Source organism: Pseudomonas sp. FW305-20 (genome assembly GCF_058788075.1).
Genome location: NZ_JBYTAJ010000020.1, coordinates 1 through 23,931, shown reverse-complemented (window position 1 = coordinate 23,931; position 23,931 = coordinate 1). Strand labels below are relative to the sequence as shown.

Annotated in this window: 17 protein-coding genes and 1 tRNA gene; 15 read left to right on the top strand and 3 right to left on the bottom strand. The window is 60.2% G+C overall.

The features are described 5' to 3' along the window. The first annotated feature begins 2 nt into the window (after window positions 1–2). The 7 genes from infB (at window position 3) to AC3WP4_RS17910 (ending at window position 7,358) form a co-directional block, all read left to right on the top strand. Window positions 3–2,531, top strand: coding sequence for a translation initiation factor IF-2 (infB, locus tag AC3WP4_RS17940; protein WP_033058116.1), 2,529 nt, complete (start codon window positions 3–5; stop codon window positions 2,529–2,531). 159 nt (window positions 2,532–2,690) lie between these two features. Continuing rightward, the gene (gene rbfA, locus AC3WP4_RS17935) at window positions 2,691–3,092 is read left to right on the top strand and encodes a 30S ribosome-binding factor RbfA (protein ID WP_008149016.1); all 402 of its coding nucleotides are present in this window, start codon (window positions 2,691–2,693) and stop codon (window positions 3,090–3,092) included. Window positions 3,093–3,095: 3 nt separating this feature from the next. Further along, on the top strand, window positions 3,096–4,013 hold the full coding sequence (truB, locus tag AC3WP4_RS17930; protein ID WP_074873678.1) for a tRNA pseudouridine(55) synthase TruB: 918 nt from the start codon (window positions 3,096–3,098) through the stop codon (window positions 4,011–4,013). Between the two features lie 117 nt (window positions 4,014–4,130). Then, window positions 4,131–4,400: a 30S ribosomal protein S15 gene (gene rpsO / locus AC3WP4_RS17925; RefSeq protein WP_003176135.1), complete on the top strand. Its 270-nt coding sequence runs from the start codon at window positions 4,131–4,133 to the stop codon at window positions 4,398–4,400. Between the two features lie 197 nt (window positions 4,401–4,597). Next, on the top strand, window positions 4,598–6,703 hold the full coding sequence (gene pnp / locus AC3WP4_RS17920) for a polyribonucleotide nucleotidyltransferase (RefSeq protein ID WP_008005453.1): 2,106 nt from the start codon (window positions 4,598–4,600) through the stop codon (window positions 6,701–6,703). Window positions 6,704–6,842: 139 nt separating this feature from the next. Then, window positions 6,843–6,915 (top strand) — tRNA-Thr (locus tag AC3WP4_RS17915). A gap of 137 nt (window positions 6,916–7,052) precedes the next feature. Beyond that, window positions 7,053–7,358 carry a DUF6388 family protein gene (locus AC3WP4_RS17910; RefSeq protein WP_074873679.1) on the top strand — a complete coding sequence of 102 codons (306 nt, stop codon included), beginning with the start codon at window positions 7,053–7,055 and terminating at the stop codon, window positions 7,356–7,358. 50 nt (window positions 7,359–7,408) lie between these two features. On the opposite strand, the gene nadC is transcribed toward AC3WP4_RS17910, so the two are convergent. Continuing rightward, complete coding sequence (nadC, locus tag AC3WP4_RS17905; RefSeq protein WP_074873682.1) at window positions 7,409–8,257, bottom strand: carboxylating nicotinate-nucleotide diphosphorylase; 849 nt, start codon at window positions 8,255–8,257, stop codon at window positions 7,409–7,411. A gap of 276 nt (window positions 8,258–8,533) precedes the next feature. On the opposite strand from nadC, the gene AC3WP4_RS17900 reads away from it, so the two are divergent. The 4 genes from AC3WP4_RS17900 to AC3WP4_RS17885 all read left to right on the top strand — a co-directional run bounded on the left by AC3WP4_RS17900 (window position 8,534) and on the right by AC3WP4_RS17885 (window position 14,529). After that, a complete protein-coding gene (locus AC3WP4_RS17900) occupies window positions 8,534–10,744 on the top strand; it encodes a DUF1631 domain-containing protein (protein ID WP_102616058.1) in 2,211 nt (736 codons plus the stop codon). Between the two features lie 64 nt (window positions 10,745–10,808). Further along, window positions 10,809–11,369, top strand: a complete 561-nt coding sequence (gene ampD / locus AC3WP4_RS17895) for a 1,6-anhydro-N-acetylmuramyl-L-alanine amidase AmpD (protein ID WP_074873686.1) — start codon at window positions 10,809–10,811, stop codon at window positions 11,367–11,369. Then, entirely contained in the window at window positions 11,366–12,202 is an 837-nt protein-coding gene (gene ampE / locus AC3WP4_RS17890; RefSeq protein ID WP_074873688.1) for a regulatory signaling modulator protein AmpE, read from the top strand. Before ampD ends, ampE begins: the two co-directional genes overlap by 4 nt. 296 nt (window positions 12,203–12,498) lie before the next feature. After that, window positions 12,499–14,529 (top strand): methyl-accepting chemotaxis protein, encoded by a 2,031-nt coding sequence (locus AC3WP4_RS17885; RefSeq protein WP_102616057.1) that lies wholly within the window; start codon window positions 12,499–12,501, stop codon window positions 14,527–14,529. Between the two features lie 118 nt (window positions 14,530–14,647). Here the strand turns inward: AC3WP4_RS17885 and AC3WP4_RS17880 are convergent, their stop codons facing one another. Together AC3WP4_RS17880 and cra are read right to left on the bottom strand one after the other, a co-directional pair. Then, window positions 14,648–15,427 (bottom strand): TatD family hydrolase, encoded by a 780-nt coding sequence (locus tag AC3WP4_RS17880; RefSeq protein WP_074873693.1) that lies wholly within the window; start codon window positions 15,425–15,427, stop codon window positions 14,648–14,650. A gap of 3 nt (window positions 15,428–15,430) precedes the next feature. Continuing rightward, the gene (gene cra / locus AC3WP4_RS17875) at window positions 15,431–16,426 is read right to left on the bottom strand and encodes a catabolite repressor/activator (protein WP_074873694.1); all 996 of its coding nucleotides are present in this window, start codon (window positions 16,424–16,426) and stop codon (window positions 15,431–15,433) included. Between the two features lie 288 nt (window positions 16,427–16,714). On the opposite strand from cra, the gene ptsP reads away from it, so the two are divergent. The 4 genes from ptsP (at window position 16,715) to AC3WP4_RS17855 (ending at window position 23,896) form a co-directional block, all read left to right on the top strand. Then, on the top strand, window positions 16,715–19,576 hold the full coding sequence (gene ptsP / locus AC3WP4_RS17870; protein ID WP_074873696.1) for a phosphoenolpyruvate--protein phosphotransferase: 2,862 nt from the start codon (window positions 16,715–16,717) through the stop codon (window positions 19,574–19,576). After that, window positions 19,576–20,517 (top strand): 1-phosphofructokinase, encoded by a 942-nt coding sequence (gene pfkB / locus AC3WP4_RS17865; RefSeq protein WP_102616056.1) that lies wholly within the window; start codon window positions 19,576–19,578, stop codon window positions 20,515–20,517. The genes ptsP and pfkB overlap by 1 nt, the downstream gene beginning before the upstream one ends. A gap of 11 nt (window positions 20,518–20,528) precedes the next feature. Continuing rightward, complete coding sequence (locus AC3WP4_RS17860; RefSeq protein ID WP_102616055.1) at window positions 20,529–22,268, top strand: PTS fructose-like transporter subunit IIB; 1,740 nt, start codon at window positions 20,529–20,531, stop codon at window positions 22,266–22,268. An 86-nt stretch (window positions 22,269–22,354) separates the two neighbouring features. Beyond that, window positions 22,355–23,896 (top strand): alkaline phosphatase D family protein, encoded by a 1,542-nt coding sequence (locus tag AC3WP4_RS17855; RefSeq protein WP_102616054.1) that lies wholly within the window; start codon window positions 22,355–22,357, stop codon window positions 23,894–23,896. Window positions 23,897–23,931 lie beyond the last annotated feature (35 nt).

Below are 23,931 nucleotides of genomic sequence, written 5' to 3'. Positions count from 1 at the left end.
GCATGACGCAAGTCACGGTGAAACAACTGGCCGATGAGGTCAAAACACCGGTAGAGCGCCTGTTGCAGCAGATGCGTGAGGCAGGTCTGCCGCACACCGCCGCCGAAGAACATGTGACTGACAGTGAGAAGCAATCTTTGCTGACTCACTTGAAAAGCAGCCACAAGGCGAAAGTGGAAGAACCACGCAAGATCACACTGCAGCGTAAAACCACCAGCACATTGCGTGTTGCTGGCAGCAAAAGCATCAGTGTTGAAGTACGTAAAAAGAAAGTTTTCGTACAGCGCAGCCCGGAAGAAATCGAAGCCGAGCGCAAACGCGAACTGGAAGAACGTCGCGCAGTAGAAAATGCTGCACGTCAGAAGGCTGAAGAAGAAGCCAAGCGTCGCGCCGAAGAAGAAGCACGTCGCCAGCCTGCTGCTGCGCAATCCGCTACTAACGACGCCGTTGCAGCGCCTGCTGCAGTTGCCGAGCCAGTACGTGAAAGCGCGCCGGTTGTGGCGGCTGCACCAGCACCGTCTGCCGACGTTCGTAACAAGCAGAACGAACAGCGCCGTCCGGACAAACCACGTGCCGACGATAACAGTCGTCGTGGCAGTGGCGATGGTGAGCGCAAAAACGCTCCGCATCGTGCTTCGGTCAAAGAGAAAGCGCCTGCTCCACGCGTTGCTCCACGTACTACCGACGAAGAAAGCGATGGCTTCCGTCGTGGTGGTCGCGGCAAGGCCAAGCTGAAGAAACGCAACGCTCACGGTTTCCAGAGCCCAACCGGCCCTGTAGTGCGCGAAGTGAAGATCGGCGAGACCATCACTGTTGGCGATCTTGCCCAGCAGATGTCGGTCAAGGCTGCTGAAATCATCAAGTTCATGTTCAAACTGGGTACTCCAGCGACCATCAACCAGGTACTGGATCAGGAAACTGCCCAACTGGTTGCCGAAGAGCTGGGCCACAAAGTGACCCTGGTCAGCGACACCGCCCTGGAAGATTCCCTGGCCGAGTCCCTGAAGTTTGAAGGTGAAGCGTTCTCCCGTGCACCGGTTGTGACCGTAATGGGCCACGTCGACCACGGTAAGACCTCGCTGCTCGACTATATCCGTCGTGCCAAGGTAGCTGCTGGCGAAGCCGGTGGTATCACCCAGCACATCGGTGCGTACCACGTTGAAACCGAACGCGGCATGGTCACCTTCCTCGACACCCCTGGTCACGCCGCGTTTACCGCCATGCGTGCCCGTGGTGCCAAGGCGACCGACATCGTGATCCTGGTGGTTGCAGCGGACGACGGCGTAATGCCGCAGACCGTTGAAGCCGTTCAGCACGCCAAGGCCGCTGGTGTTCCACTGGTTGTTGCGGTGAACAAAATCGACAAGCCGGGCGCTGATCTCGATCGCATCCGTAGCGAACTGTCGGTTCACGGCGTGACTTCGGAAGAGTGGGGCGGCGACACCCCGTTCGTATCGGTTTCGGCGAAAGTCGGTACTGGCGTGGACGAGTTGCTCGAAGCTGTTCTGCTGCAAGCTGAAGTTCTGGAACTGAAAGCGACTCCTTCGGCTCCTGGCCGTGGCGTCGTGGTTGAATCGCGTCTCGACAAAGGTCGTGGCCCGGTTGCTACCGTTCTGGTTCAAGACGGTACCCTGCGCCAAGGCGACATGGTGCTGGTCGGTTCGAACTATGGCCGCGTTCGCGCCATGCTCGACGAGAACGGCAAGCCAATCAAGGAAGCCGGTCCTTCCATCCCTGTCGAGATTCTCGGCCTGGACGGTACCCCGGACGCTGGCGACGAGATGAGCGTAGTTGCTGACGAGAAGAAAGCCCGTGAAGTGGCTCTGTTCCGTCAAGGCAAGTTCCGCGAAGTCAAACTGGCCCGTGCTCACGCTGGCAAGCTTGAAAACATCTTCGAGAACATGGGTCAGGAAGAGAAGAAGACGCTCAACATCGTCCTCAAATCCGACGTCCGTGGTTCGCTGGAAGCGTTGAACGGTGCCTTGAACGGCCTGGGTAACGACGAAGTGCAAGTGCGTGTTGTCGGTGGCGGTGTCGGTGGTATCACCGAATCCGACGCCAACCTGGCACTGGCCTCCAACGCTGTACTGTTCGGCTTCAACGTGCGTGCCGATGCTGGCGCTCGCAAGATCGTCGAGCAGGAAGGTCTGGATATGCGTTACTACAACGTGATCTACGACATCATCGAAGACGTCAAGAAAGCCCTCACCGGTATGCTGGGCAGCGATGTTCGCGAGAACATCCTGGGTACCGCTGAAGTGCGTGACGTGTTCCGTTCGCCGAAGTTTGGCGCGATCGCCGGTTGCATGGTTATCGAAGGTGTTGTTCACCGTAACCGTCCAATCCGTGTACTGCGTGAAGACATCGTTATCTTCGAAGGCGAGCTGGAATCCCTGCGCCGCTTCAAGGATGACGCTTCCGAAGTACGTGCCGGCATGGAATGCGGTATCGGCGTGAAGAGCTACAACGACGTCAAAGTCGGTGACAAGATCGAAGTCTTCGAGAAGGTTCAGGTTGCTCGCAGCCTCTAACTCGCGCACTTCAAGGGCCACGATGAGCCGCCGCATGCAGATGCACGGCGCATCGTCAGGACTCTAAACGCAACGCCCGGTCTGGCTTTTGTCAGGCCGGGCGTTTGCCGCTTTCAGACCCTTCGGGTTTCACCGTGGGGCAGTAACAGGTAACAAGACATGGCAAAAGAATACAGCCGTACCCAACGTATCGGCGATCAGATGCAGCGTGAGCTGGCACAGCTGATCCGTCGTGAAGTCAAAGACCCGCGCGTCGGCCTGGTCACCATTACGGCTGTTGAAGTCAGCCGTGACGTCGGTCACGCCAAGATCTTCATCACGGTGATGGGGCAGGACAACGCCGAAGACATCGCGCAAAGCATCAAGGTGCTCAACTCCGCCGCCGGTTTCCTGCGCATGCAGTTGGCTCGCGAAATGAAGTTGCGCAGCGTTCCGCAGTTGCACTTCCACTACGACGAAAGCGTCGTGCGTGGTGCTCATCTGTCGGCATTGATCGAACGTGCGGTCGCTGAAGACAATCAGCATCCGGTTGCGGCAGAAGCCGAAGACACCAAGGAGTAATCGGTGGCTCAGGTCAAACGTATCCGTCGTAACGTCAGCGGCATCATCCTGCTCGACAAGCCTTTGGGGTTCACCTCCAATGCGGCGTTGCAGAAGGTTCGCTGGCTGCTGAACGCCGAGAAGGCCGGGCACACTGGCAGTCTCGACCCGCTGGCCACCGGCGTGTTGCCGTTGTGCTTCGGTGAGGCCACCAAGTTTTCGCAATACCTGCTCGATTCCGACAAGGGTTACGAAACCCTGGCGCAACTGGGCAAGACCACCACCACGGCCGATGCCGAAGGTGAAGTTTTGCTGGAGCGCCCGGTGACCGTTGGTCGCGCCGATGTCGAAGCGGTACTGCCGAAATTTCGTGGGCAAATCAGCCAGATACCGCCCATGTACTCGGCGCTCAAGCGTGATGGCCAGCCGTTGTACAAGCTGGCCCGGGCAGGTGAAGTAGTGGAGCGTGAACCGCGTTCTGTTACTATTACGCGCTTGGAATTACTGGCCTTTGAAGGTGATACTGCGCGGCTTGCAGTGGATTGCACCAAAGGCACCTATATCCGCACCCTGGTGGAGGATATCGGTGAGCAACTCGGTTGTGGCGCATACGTTGCAGAACTGCGACGTACCCAGGCCGGGCCCTTCACGCTGGCACAGACAGTCACGCTGGAAGAGTTGGAAGCGGTACATGCCGAAGGCGGCAACGAAGCGGTCGACCGCTTTTTGATGCCCTCGGACAGCGGCCTGCTGGATTGGCCACTGTTGCAGTTCTCGGAGCACAGCTCGTTCTACTGGCTTAACGGCCAACCGGTACGAGCCCCGGATGCACCGAAGTTCGGCATGGTGCGGGTACAGGATCACAATGGCCGCTTCATCGGTATCGGTGAAGTGAGCGAAGACGGGCGCATCGCGCCACGTCGACTGATTCGGTCAGAATGACCGGACGAGGGTGGCTGTTAACAGGCACGGTCACTACTCATTTTTAGATACAGGGATTTGTCCCTGGCCTGTTGAAACTGTTTCTTTGAAACAGTTTCCTGATAAAAGGATTGCCTCATGGCTCTCGACGTTCAAGAAAAAGCTCAAATCGTAGCTGACTACCAGCAAGCTGTTGGTGACACTGGTTCGCCAGAAGTGCAAGTTGCACTGCTGACCCACAACATCAACAAGCTGCAAGGTCACTTCAAGGCCAACGGTAAAGATCACCACTCCCGTCGTGGTCTGATCCGCATGGTAAACCAGCGTCGTAAGCTGCTGGACTACCTGAAAGGCAAGGATCTGGGCCGTTACCAGGCTCTGATCGGTCGCCTGGGTCTGCGTCGCTAATAAGCGATTGCGCTAGAGGTTGGTTGTCTGTCGTACGTCAGTGGGTTTCCCGCTGGCGCATGGCAGGCTCCCAGCCTCAAGTTTTATCTGGATACCTGCTTTACCTGGACAATGACAGTCGGGCCGATTCCCGGCGTTGCCCAAGAATTTCGCAAGAAGACAAGTTCCCCAAGAGCCACAAAAGAAGGTAGGACACCGTGAACCCGGTAATCAAAAAATTCCAGTTCGGTCAGTCGACCGTTACCCTCGAGACTGGCCGTATCGCCCGTCAGGCCTCCGGCGCAGTATTGGTCACCGTTGACGACGACGTCAGCGTGTTGGTGACTGTGGTCGGCGCCAAGCAAGCCGATCCAGGCAAGGGCTTCTTCCCTCTGTCTGTTCACTACCAGGAAAAAACTTACGCTGCCGGTAAGATCCCTGGCGGTTTCTTCAAGCGTGAAGGCCGTCCTTCCGAGAAAGAAACCCTGACTTCCCGACTGATCGACCGTCCGATCCGTCCGCTGTTCCCAGAAGGCTTCATGAACGAAGTGCAGGTTGTCTGCACCGTCGTTTCCACCAGCAAGAAGACCGATCCGGACATCGCTGCGATGATCGGTACCTCGGCTGCGCTGGCCATCTCCGGCATTCCTTTCGATGGCCCGATCGGCGCTGCCCGCGTTGCGTTCCACGAAAGCACCGGCTACCTGCTGAACCCGACTTACGAACAACTGAAAGCTTCGAGCCTGGACATGGTCGTTGCCGGTACTTCGGAAGCCGTGTTGATGGTTGAATCGGAAGCCAAAGAGCTGACCGAAGACCAGATGCTGGGCGCGGTACTGTTTGCTCACGACGAGTTCCAGGTGGTGATCAACGCCGTTAAAGAACTGGCCGCTGAAGCTGCCAAGCCGACCTGGACCTGGGCTCCACAGCCAGAAGCCACTGCTCTGCTGGGCGCTATCCGTGCCGAGTTCGGCGACGCGATCTCCCAGGCCTACACCATCACCATCAAGGCCGACCGTTACGCTCGTCTGGGCGAACTGAAAGACCAGGTGGTTGCCAAGCTGTCCGGCGAAGAAGGCCAACCGACTTCCGCTGAAGTCAAAGCGGCTTTCGGCGAAATCGAATACCGCACCGTTCGCGAAAACATCGTTAACGGCAAGCCACGTATCGACGGTCGCGACACCAAGACCGTACGTCCGCTGAACATCGAAGTCGGCGTTCTGCCGAAGACCCACGGTTCGGCTCTGTTCACCCGTGGCGAAACCCAGGCTCTGGTAGTTGCAACACTGGGCACCGCCCGTGACGCACAGCTGCTGGATACCCTGGAAGGCGAGAAAAAAGACCCGTTCATGCTGCACTACAACTTCCCTCCGTTCTCGGTAGGTGAGTGTGGTCGCATGGGTGGCGCTGGTCGTCGCGAAATCGGTCACGGCCGTCTGGCTCGTCGTTCGGTTCAGGCCATGCTGCCTGCTGCCGACGTGTTCCCGTACACCATCCGTGTTGTGTCGGAAATCACCGAGTCCAACGGTTCGAGCTCCATGGCTTCGGTCTGCGGCGCTTCCCTGGCTCTGATGGATGCCGGCGTTCCGATGAAGGCACCGGTTGCCGGTATCGCCATGGGTCTGGTTAAAGAAGGCGAGAAATTCGCCGTCCTGACCGACATCCTGGGTGACGAAGACCACTTGGGCGACATGGACTTCAAAGTAGCCGGTACCGCCAAAGGCGTGACCGCGTTGCAGATGGACATCAAGATCAAGGGCATCACCGAAGAAATCATGGAGATCGCTCTGGGCCAAGCCCTGGAAGCGCGCCTGAACATCCTCGGTCAGATGAACCAGATCATTGGCCAGTCGCGTACCGAGCTGTCGGAAAACGCTCCGACCATGATCGCGATGAAAATCGACACCGACAAAATCCGTGATGTCATCGGTAAAGGCGGCGCGACCATTCGTGCGATCTGTGAAGAGACCAAGGCTTCGATCGACATCGAAGACGACGGCTCGATCAAGATCTTCGGCGAAACCAAAGAAGCTGCTGAAGCTGCACGTCAGCGCGTTCTGGGGATCACCGCAGAAGCTGAAATCGGCAAGATCTACGTTGGTAAGGTTGAGCGCATCGTCGACTTCGGCGCATTCGTCAACATCCTGCCGGGCAAGGACGGTCTGGTTCACATCTCGATGCTGAGCGACGCTCGCGTAGAAAAAGTGACCGACATCCTCAAAGAAGGCCAGGAAGTGGAAGTACTGGTACTGGACGTGGACAACCGCGGCCGTATCAAGCTGTCCATCAAAGACGTAGCAGCAGCCAAGGCTTCGGGCGTTTAATCACTCCCCACGCCTGACCGCTTCAACGTTGTAAAAAATGCCCTGCAGTGAAAGCTGCGGGGCATTTTTTTGCCTGCAAAAAAATGAGACGAGCCATGAAGTTGCCTGACCCCAAAGTCAGTGCTAGGTTTAGCCCACTGCCCGTGTAGCTCAGTTGGTAGAGCAGCGCACTCGTAACGCGAAGGTCGCAGGTTCGATTCCTGTCTCGGGCACGAGCGACACGTTGTTTTCAGATGATCCCGAATGGTTCTGAAGGCCAGACAAACCGGGCTTCAAACGGTTTTTTTGCGTCAGAGAGATCCTTGATGATCCAGATCCATCTTCCATTCCTCAGATCAAAGAGAACGCCATGACCGTTAAAGAATTGACCCAAGAAGCCAGACACGAAAAAGCGCTGGAGAAGTATTTGGCGGAGTCGCCTCAGCTAGCCGAAGAGATCAAGGACTTGCCCGCTGACGATCAGAAAGACCAGATCCAGTGGGCGTTCGAGGATGAGGCAGAGTCCCAGGGCTTGCAGCCGTGGGAGCTGACGCTCAAGTACACCTCAACCCCTGAAGAGTTCGAGGCTGCGCGCCTTGTTCTGCACAAGGAGGCTGCCGAGGTGTTGGGTGTCGAGTGGGAAGAGTACTGCGAGATGAATAATCTGGTGGTCTGACAAAAACGCCAGCCTCACGAGGCTGGCGTTTTTCATTCACACAGGCGTTATCAAAGGCTCAGGCGCATCGACAGATCGACAGCTTTCACATCCTTGGTCATCGCACCAATCGAGATGTAATCCACCCCGGTTTCGGCGATCGGTAGCAGCGTGCTTTCGTTGATGCCGCCGCTGGCCTCCAGTTTCGCCTGGCCTGCGTTCAGACGCACGGCTTCGCGCATGTCATCCAGACTCAGTTCATCGAGCATGATGATGTCGGCACCAGCCGCCAGGGCTTCCTTCAGCTCTTCCAGGCTTTCCACTTCGATCTCCACCGGTTTGCCCGGGGCAATCTTGTGCGCGGCCTTGATGGCCTCCGGGATGCCACCGCAGGCGGCAATATGGTTTTCCTTGATCAGGAAGGCGTCGTACAGGCCGATGCGGTGGTTGTGGCACCCGCCGCAGGTCACGGCGTATTTCTGCGCCAGACGCAGCCCCGGCAAGGTTTTACGGGTGTCGAGCAACTTCACTTGAGTCTCGGCAACGTAATCCGCCAGGTATTGCGCGCGCGTGGCCACGCCAGACAGCAACTGCAGGAAGTTCAGTGCACTGCGTTCGCCCGTCAATAGCGAACGCGCCGGGCCCTCCAGGTGGAACAGCGCCTGATTGGGTTTCACCCGCTCGCCATCACGCACCTGCCAGTGCACCGCAACACGTGGGTCCAGCTGCCGAAACACGGCATCAACCCAGGCTGTGCCGCAGATGACGGCAGCGTCGCGGGTGATGATCGTGGCTTTGGCCAGGCGTTCGGCCGGGATCAGCTGTGCGGTGATGTCGCCGCTGCCGATGTCTTCGAGCAACGCACGGCGCACGTTGGCTTCGATTTCGGCGGTCAAATCGGCGAGACGTAGATTCGGCATAACGGACTCCACAAACAAAGTGGCCCGATTATAGGGCCATGGTGCTGGGCAACCCAAGGCATCAGAGGCGTTCCCATCGCTCTGAAACCTGCATTTGGTCGATTCGCCTGAGCAATCGGTACTAAGTCAGCGTCTGCCGCGAGCGTCTATTTCAAAAGGAAACGCAGAGTCTGCTGGTAGAGAAGACATCTTTTGCAAGATAATCCGCCTTGCTTTTGACGTCATGGCTTTGACGTGATTGACGACTTTGAAGACTCACCGTTTCAGGAGGGCTGAATGCACAACGACGGGAATGTAGTGCCTTTGCACAAGGTCGCTACCGACCAGGCGACTCACTCGCCGCTCGCCCGCCTGCCTGTGATTCTGCTTCAGGTTCGCGACAAGGCCGCGCAACAGCTCAGGCATGGTTTGCAGGAACTGTTCGATAACGCCGACGACACGCTGTTCGAAATGGCCGACCGGGCCCGCGATGACGTCGAACAGAACCTGTTCTTCGAAGCCATGCGCGACTTGCGCCTCAAGCGCAAAAACATCGAACGCGGCTTTCTCGAACAATTCTTCGAGGCTTTTGTCAGCCTCACCCGGTACGACAGCACTCAATCTGCCTTGCCCCAGTCGCTGGCCTTCGATGCCTCGGTGGCACCGCCCGATGACGACGTGGAGCGCAGGGTGGCAGTGGAGGCAATGGTCAGCAAAGTGCTGAGCCGCGACGGTTTCGCCCTCGGCCAATTGACCGCCCGCTTCAGCGCACTGTTGGGGAGGGAGTTGCTCGATCAGCACAATCCCATGGCGCCGTCGATGCTCTGCGAGTACTTTTTGCAGGCCGGGCGCAACCTGGGAGTGGAGATCAAGGTCAAGCTGATCATCCTCAAACTGTTCGACCGCTATGTGCTCAGGGATGCCAATCAGCTTTACGCCGAAGCCAATCAGTTGCTGCTCGCCACCGGTGTTCTGCCTGAGCTCAAGCCTGCGCCTGCGCGCCGGGTCAAGGAGCGTGCGGCAGCCGACGTTGATACTGAACCGGCTCACGCCAACACTCGCGCCAGTGGCCCGCCGACCGACGACAGCGTGCAGGAAGTTTTCGCGGCGTTGCAGGAGTTGCTGCTTAACGTGCGTGGCAGTGTCGCGCCCACGCTTGAAGCCAGCGCCCAGACACAGCCGATTACCACCCGTGACCTGATGCGCCTGCTCTCGCACCTGCAGCAATACGTGCCGGCGCCGGAAGCCCAGGACGACTTCGATCTGCGAAACCAGCTCGAAGAGCTGCTGACCCGGGTCAGCGTCAAAAGTGGCAAGTCACGCGTGGTCGGGGTGGCCGACGAAGACGTGATCAACCTGATTGCCATGCTCTTCGAATGCATCCTCGATGACCGCAACCTGCCGGATTCGCTCAAGGCGTTGATCGGCCGTTTGCAGATTCCGATGCTGAAAGTGGCGGTGCTCGACAAGAGCTTCTTCAGCCGCAGCAGTCACCCGGCCCGACGCCTGCTCAATGAAATCGCCACCGCCGCCATGGGTTGGGGGGAGTGCGATGACCATGAGCGCGACAGCCTGTATCTGCGCATCGAACAGGTGGTGCAACGCTTGCTCAACGATTTTGTCGATGATCCGGCGGTCTTCTCCGAATTGCTCGCGGATTTTCTCGCCTTCACCAGCGATGAACGCCGTCGCAGTGAGCTGCTAGAGCAACGCACCCGCGACGCCGAAGAGGGCCGCGCCAGGACTGAACTGGCCCGCCAGCGCGTCGAACAGGTGCTGAATCAGGCCTTGTTGGGCCAAGTATTGCCGCAGCGGGTGGTGGTATTTGTCCAGGAAGCGTGGAGCCAGGTGTTGCTGCTGACGTGCCTCAAGCACGGCGATCAGGCGGCCGAGTGGCACGCCGATGTGCAGACCATGGAGCAATTGATCTGGAGCGTGCAGCGTCATGATGAGCCCGATGCGAGCCAGCGCTTGTTGGCGCTGGTGCCTGGCTTGCTCAAGTCGTTGCGCGACGGGTTGAGCCGTTCGGCCTTCGATCCGTTCGCCACCAGCGAATTTTTCAGTGAGCTGGAAGCCTTGCACGTTCAGCTGTTCGAACGTCCAGGGCCAAAGCTTGCACAGTCTGTCGATACGCCGGTAATGGTCGAAGTGCAGCAGGAAGTTGTCCTGCGAACCGCCGACGAAGGGCCGGTCGATACGGCGTCAGTGCGCTTGCCGGAAGACGATGCCGGCCTGCTTCAGGTCGATCAACTGCGGTTGGGGGGCTGGGTCGAGTTTCAGGAAGACGAGGAAAACACCCTTCGCTGCAAACTGGCGGCGATCATTGAAGCCACCGGCAAATACATTTTCGTCAACCGCACCGGGATGAAAGTGCTGGAACGCAGCCGCACCGGCCTGGCGCTGGAATTCCGTCGTGGCGCGGTGCGCACACTGGACGACACTTTGCTGTTCGACCGGGCGCTGGAGTCGGTGATTGGCAACCTGCGGCGCCTCAATCGCGGCAAGTGATCGCGCCCGGAGGGGCTATCGCGGCATACTGGGCGCCAACACAGTCGTCGTTGAAGGAACCTGTATGCAGTTGGACCCCGCGAGCGGTTGGTGTCAGGGCGTAGATATTTGCCCATCGCCCAACTTCAATGCGCGCCCCTCGGATGAAATTTCCCTGCTGGTGATCCACAACATCAGCCTGCCGCCTGCGCAATTCGCCACCGGCAAGGTGCAGGCGTTTTTCCAGAATCGTCTGGATGTCACGGAACATCCCTACTTTGAAGGGATCGCCGACCTGCGTGTATCTGCGCACTTTCTGATCGAACGTGACGGCACCGTCACTCAGTTTGTCTCTTGTCTTGAGCGTGCCTGGCATGCCGGCGTCTCGAGTTTCGAAGGACGGGAAACCTGTAACGATTTTTCCGTGGGCATTGAACTTGAAGGCACGGATGATCTGCCGTTCACCGATGCCCAGTATCAAGCGTTGACGACCCTGACCCGGCAGTTGCAAAGCACGTTCACGGCCATCACCGCAGAGCGCATTTGCGGGCATAGCGACATTGCACCGGGGCGTAAAACCGATCCCGGGCCTGCATTCGACTGGGCACGCTATCGCGCCGCCCTGGCAAAAGAGGAACAACAATGAGTTTTCTGGTGTTGCTGTTGGCGGTCTGGATCGAGAAATTCTCGGCCCTGCGTCATCGGATTCAGCGCGATGGTGGATGGGTTCGCGAGCTGAACAAGCTTGAGGTCAGTCCGCGTCTGGCGAAAAGTCCGTGGCTGATCCTGGTGATACTGGTGTTGTTGCCAGTGGCATTGCTGGGTTTGCTGCTACTGGTTCTGGACCCGGTGGCTTACGGTCTGCTGGCGTTGCCGGTGCACCTGCTGGTGGTGATTTACAGTCTGGGCCGCGGTGATCTGCTGGCCGGTCTGGGGCCGTTTCGCGATGCCTGGCGCCGGGAAGACCTGCAAGCGGCCGCTCATGTAGCGGACCGTGATGTGGGTATCTGCGCCGATAGCGGCGAACAATTGCTGGAACGGGTCGAAGGGCATTTGCTGTGGGAGGCTTATCAGGGCTTTTTCGCGGTGATTTTCTGGTACTTCCTGCTGGGGCCGGTCGCAGCCCTGAGCTATCGACTGCTGGCCCTGGCCGAAGAACATGGGCAGACCCCGGCCGTGGTCGAGCGCGCCGCAAAACTGCGTCATGCGTTCGACTGGGTGCCGGTGCGTCTGTTGGCGGCGAGTTTTGCGTTGGTCGGCAACTTTGTCGCGGTCGGCCGGGTAATGTTGAACGAGCTGCTGAACTGGAACATCAGCGCCGCCCAATTGATCGAGAAGGTGGGCTTGGTGGCCGGTGAAATTCCGGCGCCAATGGTCGGGCCTGACGGCATCAACAGCCTCGACCGGATCTGGGAACTGCTGCTGCGCGCGGCAGTGCTCTGGTATGCCGGTTTCGCGCTGTGGACCGTTCTTGCTTAGTTCTGGAGTGGACTCCGTTGTGGTGAGGGGGCTTGCCCCCGTTGGGTCGCGAAGCGGCCCCTAGCATTTTTCCAGTCAAACTGTGCAATCAGGTTCTGCGACTGCTTCGCAGCCGAACGGGGGCAAGCCCCCTCGCCACAGGGGTATCTATCGTCCTAAGTGTGCATCTCGCCGTTAACCTTAAGTTACAAAACATCCCGCCGATTTAAGCTATACAGAGACAGCGCCGAATAGTGGCTATCTGCTCTCGACCTGCGCCTGCCAATAAAAATAAGAAATCGAAGGGAGACTTCATAGTGAAGAGCTTGCTCTATCCCGCCGTCGCGCTGATGAACCGCCTGAGCTTTGGCATGAAGTTCAGCCTGATCAGCGTGCTGTTCCTTGTGCCGATGCTGGTGACCAACTTCTATCTGGTGCGCGATTCTTATCGAGAATTCCAGGGCACCCGGGTCGAGCTGCAGAGCCTTGACCTGTTGGGCAGCAGCCTGACGTTGCGGCGCGATCTGGAAACCCTGAACAACCTGGTGCAGATCAACGTCACCCTTGGTCAGTCCGGCAAGGCCGGCAATGTCGAGTCGCAGATCAGTACCCTGGGGCAAAATGTGCTGACCCGTTTGCAAGGGCTGACGGCGATGACCACGGACCCCGAGCAGATCACGGTTTTCGATGGCAAACGCGATGAGATGATCGCCGCGTTCAAGGCCCAGCAAGCGGAAAGCTCCCTGCAAAGCAAAAGTGCGATGATCGGCAAGCTGCTCGGCAACGCCCAAATTTTCAGCCAGGTCATCGCCAGTCAGGCCGGCCTCAGCCGCGACACCCAGAGCGACATGCGCCAGCTCAGCGAACTCATTACCAATGTCACCCCGCCCGTGACCCAGCTTCTGGGCGAAGGCCGGGCGATGGGCTCTTTTTCGCTGGGGCAGGGTTTTCTCAACTCGGCATCGAGTACCCGTTTTGATGAGTTGCTGGCGCAGATCGAAAAACTGCAGGCCGAATATGCCCTGAAGTTGCAGGACGCGCTGGGCTCCAGCAAAGCGGCACGCGAAACCCTGGCGGCGCAGGCCGAAAACAGCAAGGCATCGCTGAAAAAGGCCAGTGAACTGTTCGAAGAACAGGTAGTGATGGCCGACACGCTGGATGCGCCCTGGCAGGGCTTTTACGACCAGGTCACGGGCCTGATGGACCAGACCTACCAACTCAACGAAGCCACGCTGAAGTTTCTTGGCACCCAATTGCAGCAGCGACTGGAGCAGAACCGCACCCACATGGTCTTGCAGGCCTTGGCGCTGTCGGTGGTGTTCGTGTTGATTTTTTACCTCTATGGCGGCTTCTACGCCTCGACCCGCACCACCCTCAAGCGTCTTGGCGCGGTGATGGACAAGGTCGCGGCCGGCGACATGACAGTGACCTTCAGCGCCAACAGCCGCGATGAACTGGGCGAGCTGGGCGAGGTGTTCAACGGCACCGTGAAGAAAATCCATGACCTGATCGAGCGGGTTGGCCAGACCGTCAGTGAGGTAGAGCGCCAGGCCGGGCAGGTGGAGAACGTTTCCGCCCGGAGCAACCAGGCGGTGGCGGGGCAGCGCACGCAGATCGAGCAGGTCGCCACGGCCATGAACCAGATGTCCGCCACCTCCCTGGAGGTTGCACGCAGTGCCGCGGCAGCGGTCAGCAGCGCTCATAGCGTCAACGATGAGACCATCAGCGGTCGTGGGCTGGTGGAATCCCAGCAGGGCAGCATCGCGGCACTGGCCAGTGAGATCGACCAGTCGGTGCTGGTGATCAATCAACTGGCCAGCGACAGCCAGTCCATCAGCCGTGTGCTGGAGGTGATCAAGAGCATCGCCGAACAGACCAACCTCTTGGCGCTCAACGCGGCCATCGAAGCCGCTCGGGCCGGTGAGCAAGGTCGTGGTTTTGCGGTGGTGGCGGACGAGGTCCGGACCCTGGCCAAGCGCACCCAGCAATCTACCGAGGAAATCGAGCAGATGATCGCCAAGCTGCACAGCGGTGTCGGCGCTGCGGTGAAGGCGATGGGTACCAGTCATCAGATGGCCAACGGCACGGTGGGGCAGTCGGAAAAGGTTCAGCAAGCGCTGGAAAACATCCTCGGTGCGGTCGGCATGATCGTCGATCAGAACCAACAGATCGCCGCCGCGGTAGAGCAGCAGACCGCCGTGGCCCATGACATCGACCAGAATATTGTCGAAATCAACCGCGCCGGTGAGCGTACTGCCGAAGGTGCGCACCAGACTGAGGATGCCAGTCGTGCGTTGTCGGCTCAGGTGGTGGAATTGAAGCAGCTGATCAGCGCGTTCCGGGTTTAAGCAGGATCGTTCCCACGCTCTGCGTGGGAATGCAGCCCGGGACGCTCCGCGTCCCAAAAGTCGTGACGCAGAGCGTCACAGGAGGCGTTACCACGCAGAGCGTGGGAACGATCGGTGACTAACGCCAGTTGAACAGTTCACAGGCATTTGCAGTGCTGGCGACGGCCAGTTGTTCAGGCGTGATCGCCATGATCCCCGCCAGCGCCGTACAGATCGCCGGCAGATGCGCCGGACTATTCCGTTGACCGGGGAACATGGCGGGCGCCATGTCCGGCGAGTCGGTTTCCAGGACCACTGATTCAAGCGGCAGTTCGGCCAGCACACGATGCATGCGCAAGGCCTGAGGCCAGGTCGCGGCACCACCCAAACCCAGTTTGAAACCAAGCTTGATGTACTCGCGGGCCTCTTCCTTGCTGCCGGCGAAGGCATGAATGATCCCCGCGCGTTTCAAGCGAAACCGCTTGAGCGTGGCAATCACCGCCGCGTGGCTGCGTCGCACATGAATCAGCGCGGGAAGATTGAAGTCCGCCGCCAGTTGCAGCTGCGCATCGAACAGCACCTGTTGGCGTTCACGATCCAGGGTTTCGATAAAGTAATCCAGGCCAATCTCGCCCACCGCGCACAACTGTCGATGACCCGCCAACCGAGTCAGCCAATCACCCAGTTCGTGTAAGTCTTCAGGGCGATGATCATCCAGATACACCGGATGCAAACCGAACGCCGCATACAGGTCGGGATCGCTTTGCACCAGGTCCCAGACCCGCTGCCAATTGCCCTGATAAACCCCCAGCACCACCATCCGCCGCACTCCGAGGGCGCGGCTCTCGGCCAACACCGCCGCGCGATCCTCGTCGAAGTCCGGAAAGTCCAGATGAGTGTGGCTGTCGATCAGCTCCACGGTTCAGTCCTGGCGAATACGCTGCTTGAAGGTCCGCGCGATGGCCTGCACGCCGGGTTGGTAATCCGATTGCTCGATGGCGGCCAGGGCCAGTTCCAGCGCCTTGTCGGCGATGAGCTGATGTTGCTGGGCCATGGCGTTGACCGGCAGCGGCAGGAAATCCAGCAACTGCGTGTCGCCGAAGGTGCCGAGGCGCAACGGGCGGGTTTTGAGCGGGAAGTCGTGCAAGGCATCGAACACGCCCTGAAGCAGCACGTAGGACGTGGTCACCAGCGCATCCGGCAAATGGCCCAGACGCTGTAGCAGTTCTTCCATCAACTGTTTGCCGCACTCACGGCTGAACGACTCGCCGTGCTCGATCAGCACCTCGCCTTTGAACCCGTTCAACGCTCCTTTGAAACCGGCCGCCCGCTCCTGGCTGATGCTCAGTTCGGGGCGTGCGCCGATCAGTGCGATCTGCTTGGGCAACGGGGCCAGTAGACTGCGGGTCAGTTGCAGGCTGGCCTCGCGGTCATCACTGATCACTGAGCAGAAATGCTCAGGCTCCATGACCCGGTCGATCGCGATGATCGGAATGCCCTTGGCCTGCAACTGGCGGTAGCTGTCATCGCCGGCCGGCAGGCAACTGGCAACGATCAATGCATCGCAGCGCCGGGCCCGGAACAGCTTCAGCAATTGTCGTTCGCTGTCCGGTGCATCGTCGGAACTGGCGATCAGCAGCTGATAGCCGCGAGCCCGGGCGCCTTGTTCCAGCAGTTTGGCGATGCGCGCGTAACTGGGGTTTTCCAGGTCCGGCAGAATGAAACCCAAGGTGCGGGTGTGCCGACTGCGCAACCCGGCGGCCTGCGGATTGGGCGTAAAGCCATGTTCTTCAACGACCGCGCGTACGCGCTCGACGGTGGCACTGCTGATACGTTGTTGTTCTGCCTTGCCATTGATGACGTAGCTGGCGGTGGTTACGGACACACCGGCCAACTGGGCGATATCACTGAGTTTCAACCCGGTTTTTCCTTGTTTTTTCGAGCTTGCCTCGACATTTTCGCCAATCCTACCCGATTAAGGCAGACGACCATCGTCGCGACGCATCCGACAATTGGACTTCAAGGATGAGACATAATCGAGTAACGTGCCAATCATTCTAGATTAAACGTTTCAGCAAGCGTATTTTCTACGTTATGGGCTTCTTTGCCGGTTCTGCCGCGAAACCGCCAAAAGTGATGACCAAGAGCCTAAGCTGAATCATTCAAAACAATACCTGGCGTCACAAGACGCCAAAAAGGAGAAAGCATGCTCGAGCTCACTATAGAGCAGATATCCATGGGCCAATCGGCCGTGGATAAGTCCGCAGCGTTGCACCTGCTGGCGCAGCATCTGGTCACCGATGGTCTGGTGGCCGAGGGTTACCTCGCCGGGTTGCAGGCGCGCGAGGCCCAGGGCTCGACCTTTCTCGGTCAAGGTATTGCCATCCCTCACGGTACGCCGGAAACCCGCGATCTGGTGTTTTCCACCGGCGTGCGGCTGATGCAGTTCCCTGAAGGCGTGGACTGGGGCGACGGTCAGATCGTCTACCTGGCGATTGGTATTGCGGCCAAATCCGATGAACACCTGCGCTTGCTGCAACTGCTGACCCGCGCCCTCGGCGAAACCGACCTGGGCCAGGCGCTACGCCGCGCCAGTTCCGCCGAAGCCTTGTTGAAACTGCTGCAAGGCGCGCCGCAAGAACTGGCGCTGGATGCCCAGATGATCGGCCTCGGTGTGTCCGCCGACGACTTCGAAGAGCTGGTCTGGCGCGGTGCACGTTTGCTGCGTCAGGCCGATTGTGTGAGCAACGGTTTCTCCGCCGTGTTGCAGCAGGTCGACGCGCTGCCGCTGGGCGATGGGCTGTGGTGGTTGCACAGCGAGCAAACGGTCAAGCGTCCGGGCCTGGCCTTCGTCACGCCGGACAAACCGATGCGTTACCTTGGTCAGCCGCTCAGCGGTCTGTTCTGCCTGGCCAGCCTCGGTGAAGCTCACCAAGCCTTGCTCGAACGCCTTTGTGCGTTGCTGATCGAAGGTCGAGGCCACGAACTGGGCCGCGCCACCAGCAGCCGTAAAGTCCTTGAAGTCCTGGGCGGTGAACTGCCAGCCGATTGGCCGAGCGCTCGCATCGCCCTGGCCAACGCCCACGGCTTGCACGCGCGTCCGGCGAAGATCCTCGCGCAACTGGCGAAAAGCTTTGAAGGTGAAATCCGCGTACGCATCGTCGATGGCCAGGATAGCGCGGTGTCGGTGAAGAGCTTGAGCAAACTGCTCAGCCTCGGCGCCCGTCGCGGTCAGGTGCTGGAATTTGTTGCCGAGCCGAGCATCGCCGCCGATGCCTTGCCAGCCTTGCTGGCCGCCATCGAAGAAGGCCTCGGTGAAGAAGTCGAGCCGTTGCCAGCCGTCAGCCAGCAGCGCGAAGTGATCGCCGATATAGCCGAGGTAATCCTCGCGCCAGCCTCCGGCAGCCTGATCCAGGCCATCGCCGCCGCACCGGGCATCGCCATCGGCCCGGCGCACATTCAAGTGCTGCAAACCATTGATTACCCGCTGCGCGGCGAGTCTGCTGCGATTGAGCGCGAGCGTCTCCAGCAGGCGTTGGCGGACGTACGTCGCGACATCGAAGGCCTGATCGAACGCAGCAAATCCAAGGCCATTCGCGAGATTTTCATCACCCACCAGGAAATGCTCGACGACCCGGAATTGACCGATGAAGTCGACACCCGTCTCAAGCAGGGCGAAAGCGCTGAAGCGGCGTGGATGGCGGTGATTGAAGCAGCGGCCAAACAACAGGAGTCGCTGCAGGACGCCTTGCTCGCCGAACGCGCCGCCGACTTGCGTGATATCGGCCGTCGAGTGCTCGCGCAACTGAGTGGCGTCGAAACCCCGAGCGAACCTGAGCAACCGTACATTCTGGTGATGGATGAAGTCGGCCCGTCCGATGTCGCCCGCCTTGATCCGGCGCGTGTCGCCGGCATCCTCACCGCCCGTGGCGGTGCTACCGCGCACAGTGCGATTGTCGCCCGAGCCCTCGGTATTCCGGCGCTGGTCGGCGCCGGCCCGGCCGTGTTGCTGCTGGCGCCGGGCACGCCGTTACTGATTGATGGTCAACGCGGTCGCCTGCACGTGGACGCCGACGCGGCGACCTTGCAGCGCGCCACCGAAGAGCGCGACACCCGCGAGCAACGTTTGAAAGCGGCCGCCGAACAACGTCATCAACCGGCACTGACCACTGATGGGCATGCGGTCGAAGTGTTCGCCAACATCGGCGAAAGCGCGGGCGTGACCAGCGCGGTGGAGCAGGGTGCCGAAGGCATTGGCCTGCTGCGCACCGAACTGATTTTCATGGCCCACTCGCAGGCGCCGGACGAGGCGACCCAGGAAGTCGAATACCGTCGCGTGCTCGATGGCCTGGCCGGTCGGCCGCTGGTGGTCCGCACTCTCGACGTTGGCGGTGACAAACCGCTGCCGTATTGGCCGATTGCCAAAGAAGAAAACCCGTTCCTCGGCGTGCGCGGTATTCGCCTGACCCTGCAACGTCCGCAGATCATGGAAGCGCAATTGCGCGCGTTGCTCCGTGCGGCGGACAACCGTCCGCTGCGGATCATGTTCCCCATGGTCGGCAGCGTCGACGAATGGCGTCAGGCCCGGGACATGACCGAACGTCTGCGTCTGGAAATTCCGGTTGCCGACCTGCAACTGGGGATCATGATTGAAGTGCCGTCGGCTGCATTGCTGGCGCCGGTGCTGGCCAAAGAGGTCGACTTCTTCAGCGTCGGCACCAATGACCTGACCCAATACACCTTGGCCATCGACCGTGGTCATCCGACCTTGTCGGCCCAGGCTGACGGCTTGCACCCGGCGGTGCTGCAACTGATCGACATCACCGTGCGCGCGGCCCATGCCCACGGCAAGTGGGTCGGCGTGTGCGGCGAGCTGGCGGCCGATCCGCTGGCGGTGCCGGTGCTGGTCGGCCTGGGTGTGGACGAGCTCAGTGTGTCAGGTCGCAGCATTGCCGAGGTCAAGGCGCGGGTTCGCGAGCTCAGCCTGGCCCAGACCCAAATCCTTGCCCAACAGGCCCTGGCCGTGGGCAGCGCCAATGAAGTGCGCGCACTAGTGGAGGCCCTGTAATGGCCAAGATCCTGACCCTGACCCTCAACCCGGCGCTGGACCTCACGGTCCAGTTGCCGCTGCTTACCCCCGGCCAAGTCAACCGTAGCGACGAGATGCACACGCATGCCGCCGGTAAAGGCGTGAACGTGGCACAAGTGCTGGCGGACCTTGGGCATCAGCTCACGGTCAGCGGCTTCCTCGGGGAGGACAATCTTCAAGCGTTCGAAACGCTGTTTGCCAAACGCGGTTTTGTCGACGCGTTCATCCGTGTTCCGGGTGAGACGCGCAGCAACATCAAACTGGCGGAAAGCGATGGGCGCATCACCGACATCAACGGTCCCGGCCCCTTGGTCAGTGAAGCCGCGCAGCAGGCATTGCTTGATCGACTCGATCAGATTGCACCCGATCATGACGCGGTCGTCGTTGCCGGCAGCCTGCCACAAGGCATCAGCCCGCAGTGGTTGCAGGCGTTGATTGTGCGTTTGAAAAATCTCGGTCTGAACGTGGCGCTGGACAGCAGTGGCGAAGCCTTGCGGGCCGCGCTCAATGCCGGTCCATGGTTGATAAAACCGAACACCGAAGAGCTGGCCGACGTGATGGGCGGCGAGATGGTTTCGGTCGCGGCACAGGCTGAAGCCGCGAGCCGCTTGCATGCTCAAGGCATCGAGCACGTGGTGATCTCCGACGGTGCCGATGGCGTGAACTGGTTCAGTATCGGCTCGGCGATGCATGCTACGCCGCCCAAGGTCAGTGTCGTCAGCACCGTGGGCGCGGGCGATTCGTTACTGGCCGGCATGCTCCACGGTTTGCTCAGCGCCGATACGCCTGAGCAGACGTTGCGCACCGCCACGGCGATTGCCGCGATGGCGGTCACCCAGATCGGTTTCGGTATTGGCGACGCCACGCAGTTGGCGCGGCTCGAACAGGGTGTGCGCGTGCGCCCCCTGACAGAACAATAAGAGGGTTTGTCATGAAGTTAGCCATTGTTACGGCCTGCCCGAACGGCATGGTTACCAGTGTGCTGTGCGCCCGCTTGCTCGACGCGGCGGCCCAGCGTCAGGGCTGGAGCACCAGTGTCGAAGTCAACGATGCCGCGCACCCTGAACGCCAATTGTCGGCGGCCACGATCGAGGCGGCCGAGTGGGTATTGCTGGTGACCAGCACACCGGTGGATATGTCGCGATTCGTCGGCAAGCGGGTGTTCCAGAGTACCCCGGCGCAAGCCCTGCAAGATGTCGAAGCGGTGCTGCGTCGCGGTGCTGAAGAGGCTCAGGTTTACGTCGCCCCCGAAGCCGTGGCCGAACCTGCTGTCGTCGTTAAAAACGCTCCGCGTCTGGTCGCGATTACCGCGTGTCCGACCGGCGTCGCTCACACCTTCATGGCCGCTGAAGCCTTGCAGCAAGCGGCCAAGCGTCTGGGCTACGACCTGCAAGTGGAAACCCAGGGCTCGGTCGGTGCGCGCAATCCGTTGAGTGCAGCGGCAATTGCCGATGCGGACGTGGTGCTGCTGGCCTGCGATATCGAAGTCGCCACCGATCGTTTTGCCGGCAAGAAGATTTACCGTTGCGGCACCGGCATCGCCCTCAAACAAGCCGAAGCGACGCTGAATAAAGCGCTGGCCGAAGGCACGCAGGAAACCGCTGCGAGCGGTGCCAAAGGCCCGGCCAAGCAAGAGAAAACCGGCGTCTACAAACACCTGCTGACCGGCGTGTCGTTCATGCTGCCGATGGTGGTGGCAGGCGGTTTGATGATCGCCTTGTCGTTCGTGTTCGGCATCACCGCATTCAAGGAGCAAGGCACCCTCGCGGCGGCGCTGATGCAGATCGGCGGCGAGACCGCGTTCAAGCTGATGGTGCCGCTGCTGGCGGGTTACATCGCCTACTCGATCGCCGACCGTCCGGGCCTGGCGCCGGGGATGATTGGCGGCATGCTGGCAAGCACCCTGGGCGCCGGTTTTATCGGCGGGATCATTGCCGGTTTCATCGCCGGTTACGCGGCGCAGGCGATCAACCGTTATGCGCGCTTGCCGCAAAGTCTTGAGGCGCTCAAACCAATCCTGATCATCCCGTTGCTGGCGAGTCTGTTCACCGGCCTGGTGATGATCTACGTGGTCGGCAAACCGGTGGCCGGGATGCTCGAAGGCCTCACGCACTTCCTCGACAGCATGGGCACCACCAATGCGATTCTGCTCGGTGTGCTGCTGGGCGCGATGATGTGCGTCGACCTGGGCGGGCCGATCAACAAAGCCGCGTATGCATTCTCGGTGGGGCTGCTGGCGTCGCAAAGTTATGCACCGATGGCCGCGACCATGGCGGCCGGCATGGTGCCGCCAATTGGCCTGGGCATCGCTACGTTTATTGCGCGGCGCAAGTTCGCCCAGACCGAACGCGAAGCCGGTAAAGCGGCGTTGGTGTTGGGGCTGTGCTTCATCTCCGAAGGCGCGATTCCGTTTGCCGCGAAAGACCCACTGCGGGTGATCCCGGCGAGCATCGCCGGTGGTGCGCTGACCGGTGCGTTGTCGATGTATTTCGGCTGCAAACTGATGGCGCCGCACGGCGGGTTGTTCGTACTGGCGATCCCGAATGCGATCAACCATGCGCTGCTGTATTTGCTGGCGATTGTGGCCGGGAGTTTGCTGACGGCGGTGGTTTATGCGGTGGTCAAGCGGCCGGAGGTCGTTGGGCTGGCGATAGAGCCCGTCAGCGCCTGATACTCCACCGCACTCCCACAGGGTAGAGCGGTGTCACACCGGTTTCATGGGCATGTGCTTAAGTTTTCCTTTTCAGGGAGAACACCATGAGCGAATTCGACCTCGGCCGCCGTCGTGTCATACAAGCCGTGGGTGCCGGGCTGTTGTTGCCGGGCCTGGCGCCGGCCGTCATTGCCTCGGTCAAGGATCGGCCGCAACTCACCGATGGCGTGCAGTCCGGCGACGTGCTGGGTGACCGGGCGATGATCTGGAGCCGCTGCGATCGCCCTGCGCGCATGGTGGTGGAATGGGACACCCGCAGCCTGTTCAGCAATCCCCGTCGTTTTGTCTCGCCGTTGGCCGTGTCCGATACCGATTTCACGGCCCGTGTCGAACTCACCGGCCTGCCCGCGGGCCAGGCGATTTTCTACCGCGTGCACTTCGAAGACGCCCAGAGCGGCGTCGCCAGCGAACCGTGGTTCGGCCATCTGCGCAGCGTGCCGCAAACCCGTCGCGACCTCCGTTTCGTCTGGAGCGGCGACACCGCCGGCCAGGGCTTCGGCATTAACCCGGACATCGGCGGCATGCGCATCTACGAAGCCATGCGTTTGCGCCTGCCAGACTTCTTTATCCACAGCGGCGACACCATCTACGCCGACGGCCCGATACCTGCGCAGCTCACCACAGAGAGCGGCCGCGTGTGGCGCAACATCACCTCTGAAGCCAAGAGCAAAGTCGCCGAAACCCTCGACGATTATCGCGGCAATTACCGTTACAACCTGATGGACGAAAACATCCGCCGCTTCAATGCCGAGGTTCCGCAGATCTGGCAGTGGGACGACCATGAAGTGGTCAACAACTGGTCGCCGGGCAAGCAACTGGATGAGCGCTACAAGAGTAAAGATATCCACAGCCTGGTCGGTCGCGCGCGTCAGGCCTGGCTCGAATATGCACCGATGCGGTTGCAGAGCGCCGATGGCGGTGGGCGGATTTATCGCAAGCTCGGTTACGGTCCGTTGCTCGATGTGTTCGTGCTCGACTTGCGCAGTTATCGCGGGGCCAATGACGACAATCTGGGCGCCGCCAAACCGTTCCTGGGTCGTGAACAACTGGACTGGCTCAAACGTGAGTTGAAGGCCTCCAAGGCCCAGTGGAAAGTCATCGCTGCTGATATGCCGATTGGCCTCGGCGTACCGGACGGTGAAGTCAGCCCTGGCGTGACGCGTTGGGAAGCCGTGGCCAATGGCGAGCCGGGACCGGCCCAGGGGCGTGAAATGGAAATCGCCGAATTGCTCGGTTTTCTGAGGGCGCAGCAGGTGCGCAATTTTGTCTGGCTGACGGCGGATGTGCATTACTGCGCCGCGCACCATTACCACCCGGATCGAGCGGCATTTCAGGATTTCGAACCGTTCTGGGAGTTTGTCGCCGGGCCTTTGAATGCGGGGAGTTTCGGGCCTGATTCGCTGGATAAGACCTTTGGTCCGCAGGTGGTGTTCGAGAAAGCACCACCGGCACAGAACACCTCGCCGTTTGCCGGGTTTCAGTTTTTTGGTGAGGTGAATATTGATGGGCAGACGGGGGAGATGAGTGTGGTGTTGCGGGATCTGGATGGGGTTGGGGTGTTTGAGCAACGATTGCAACCAGTCTGACAGACCCGCCCCCCCCCCCCCCCCCCACCCCCCCC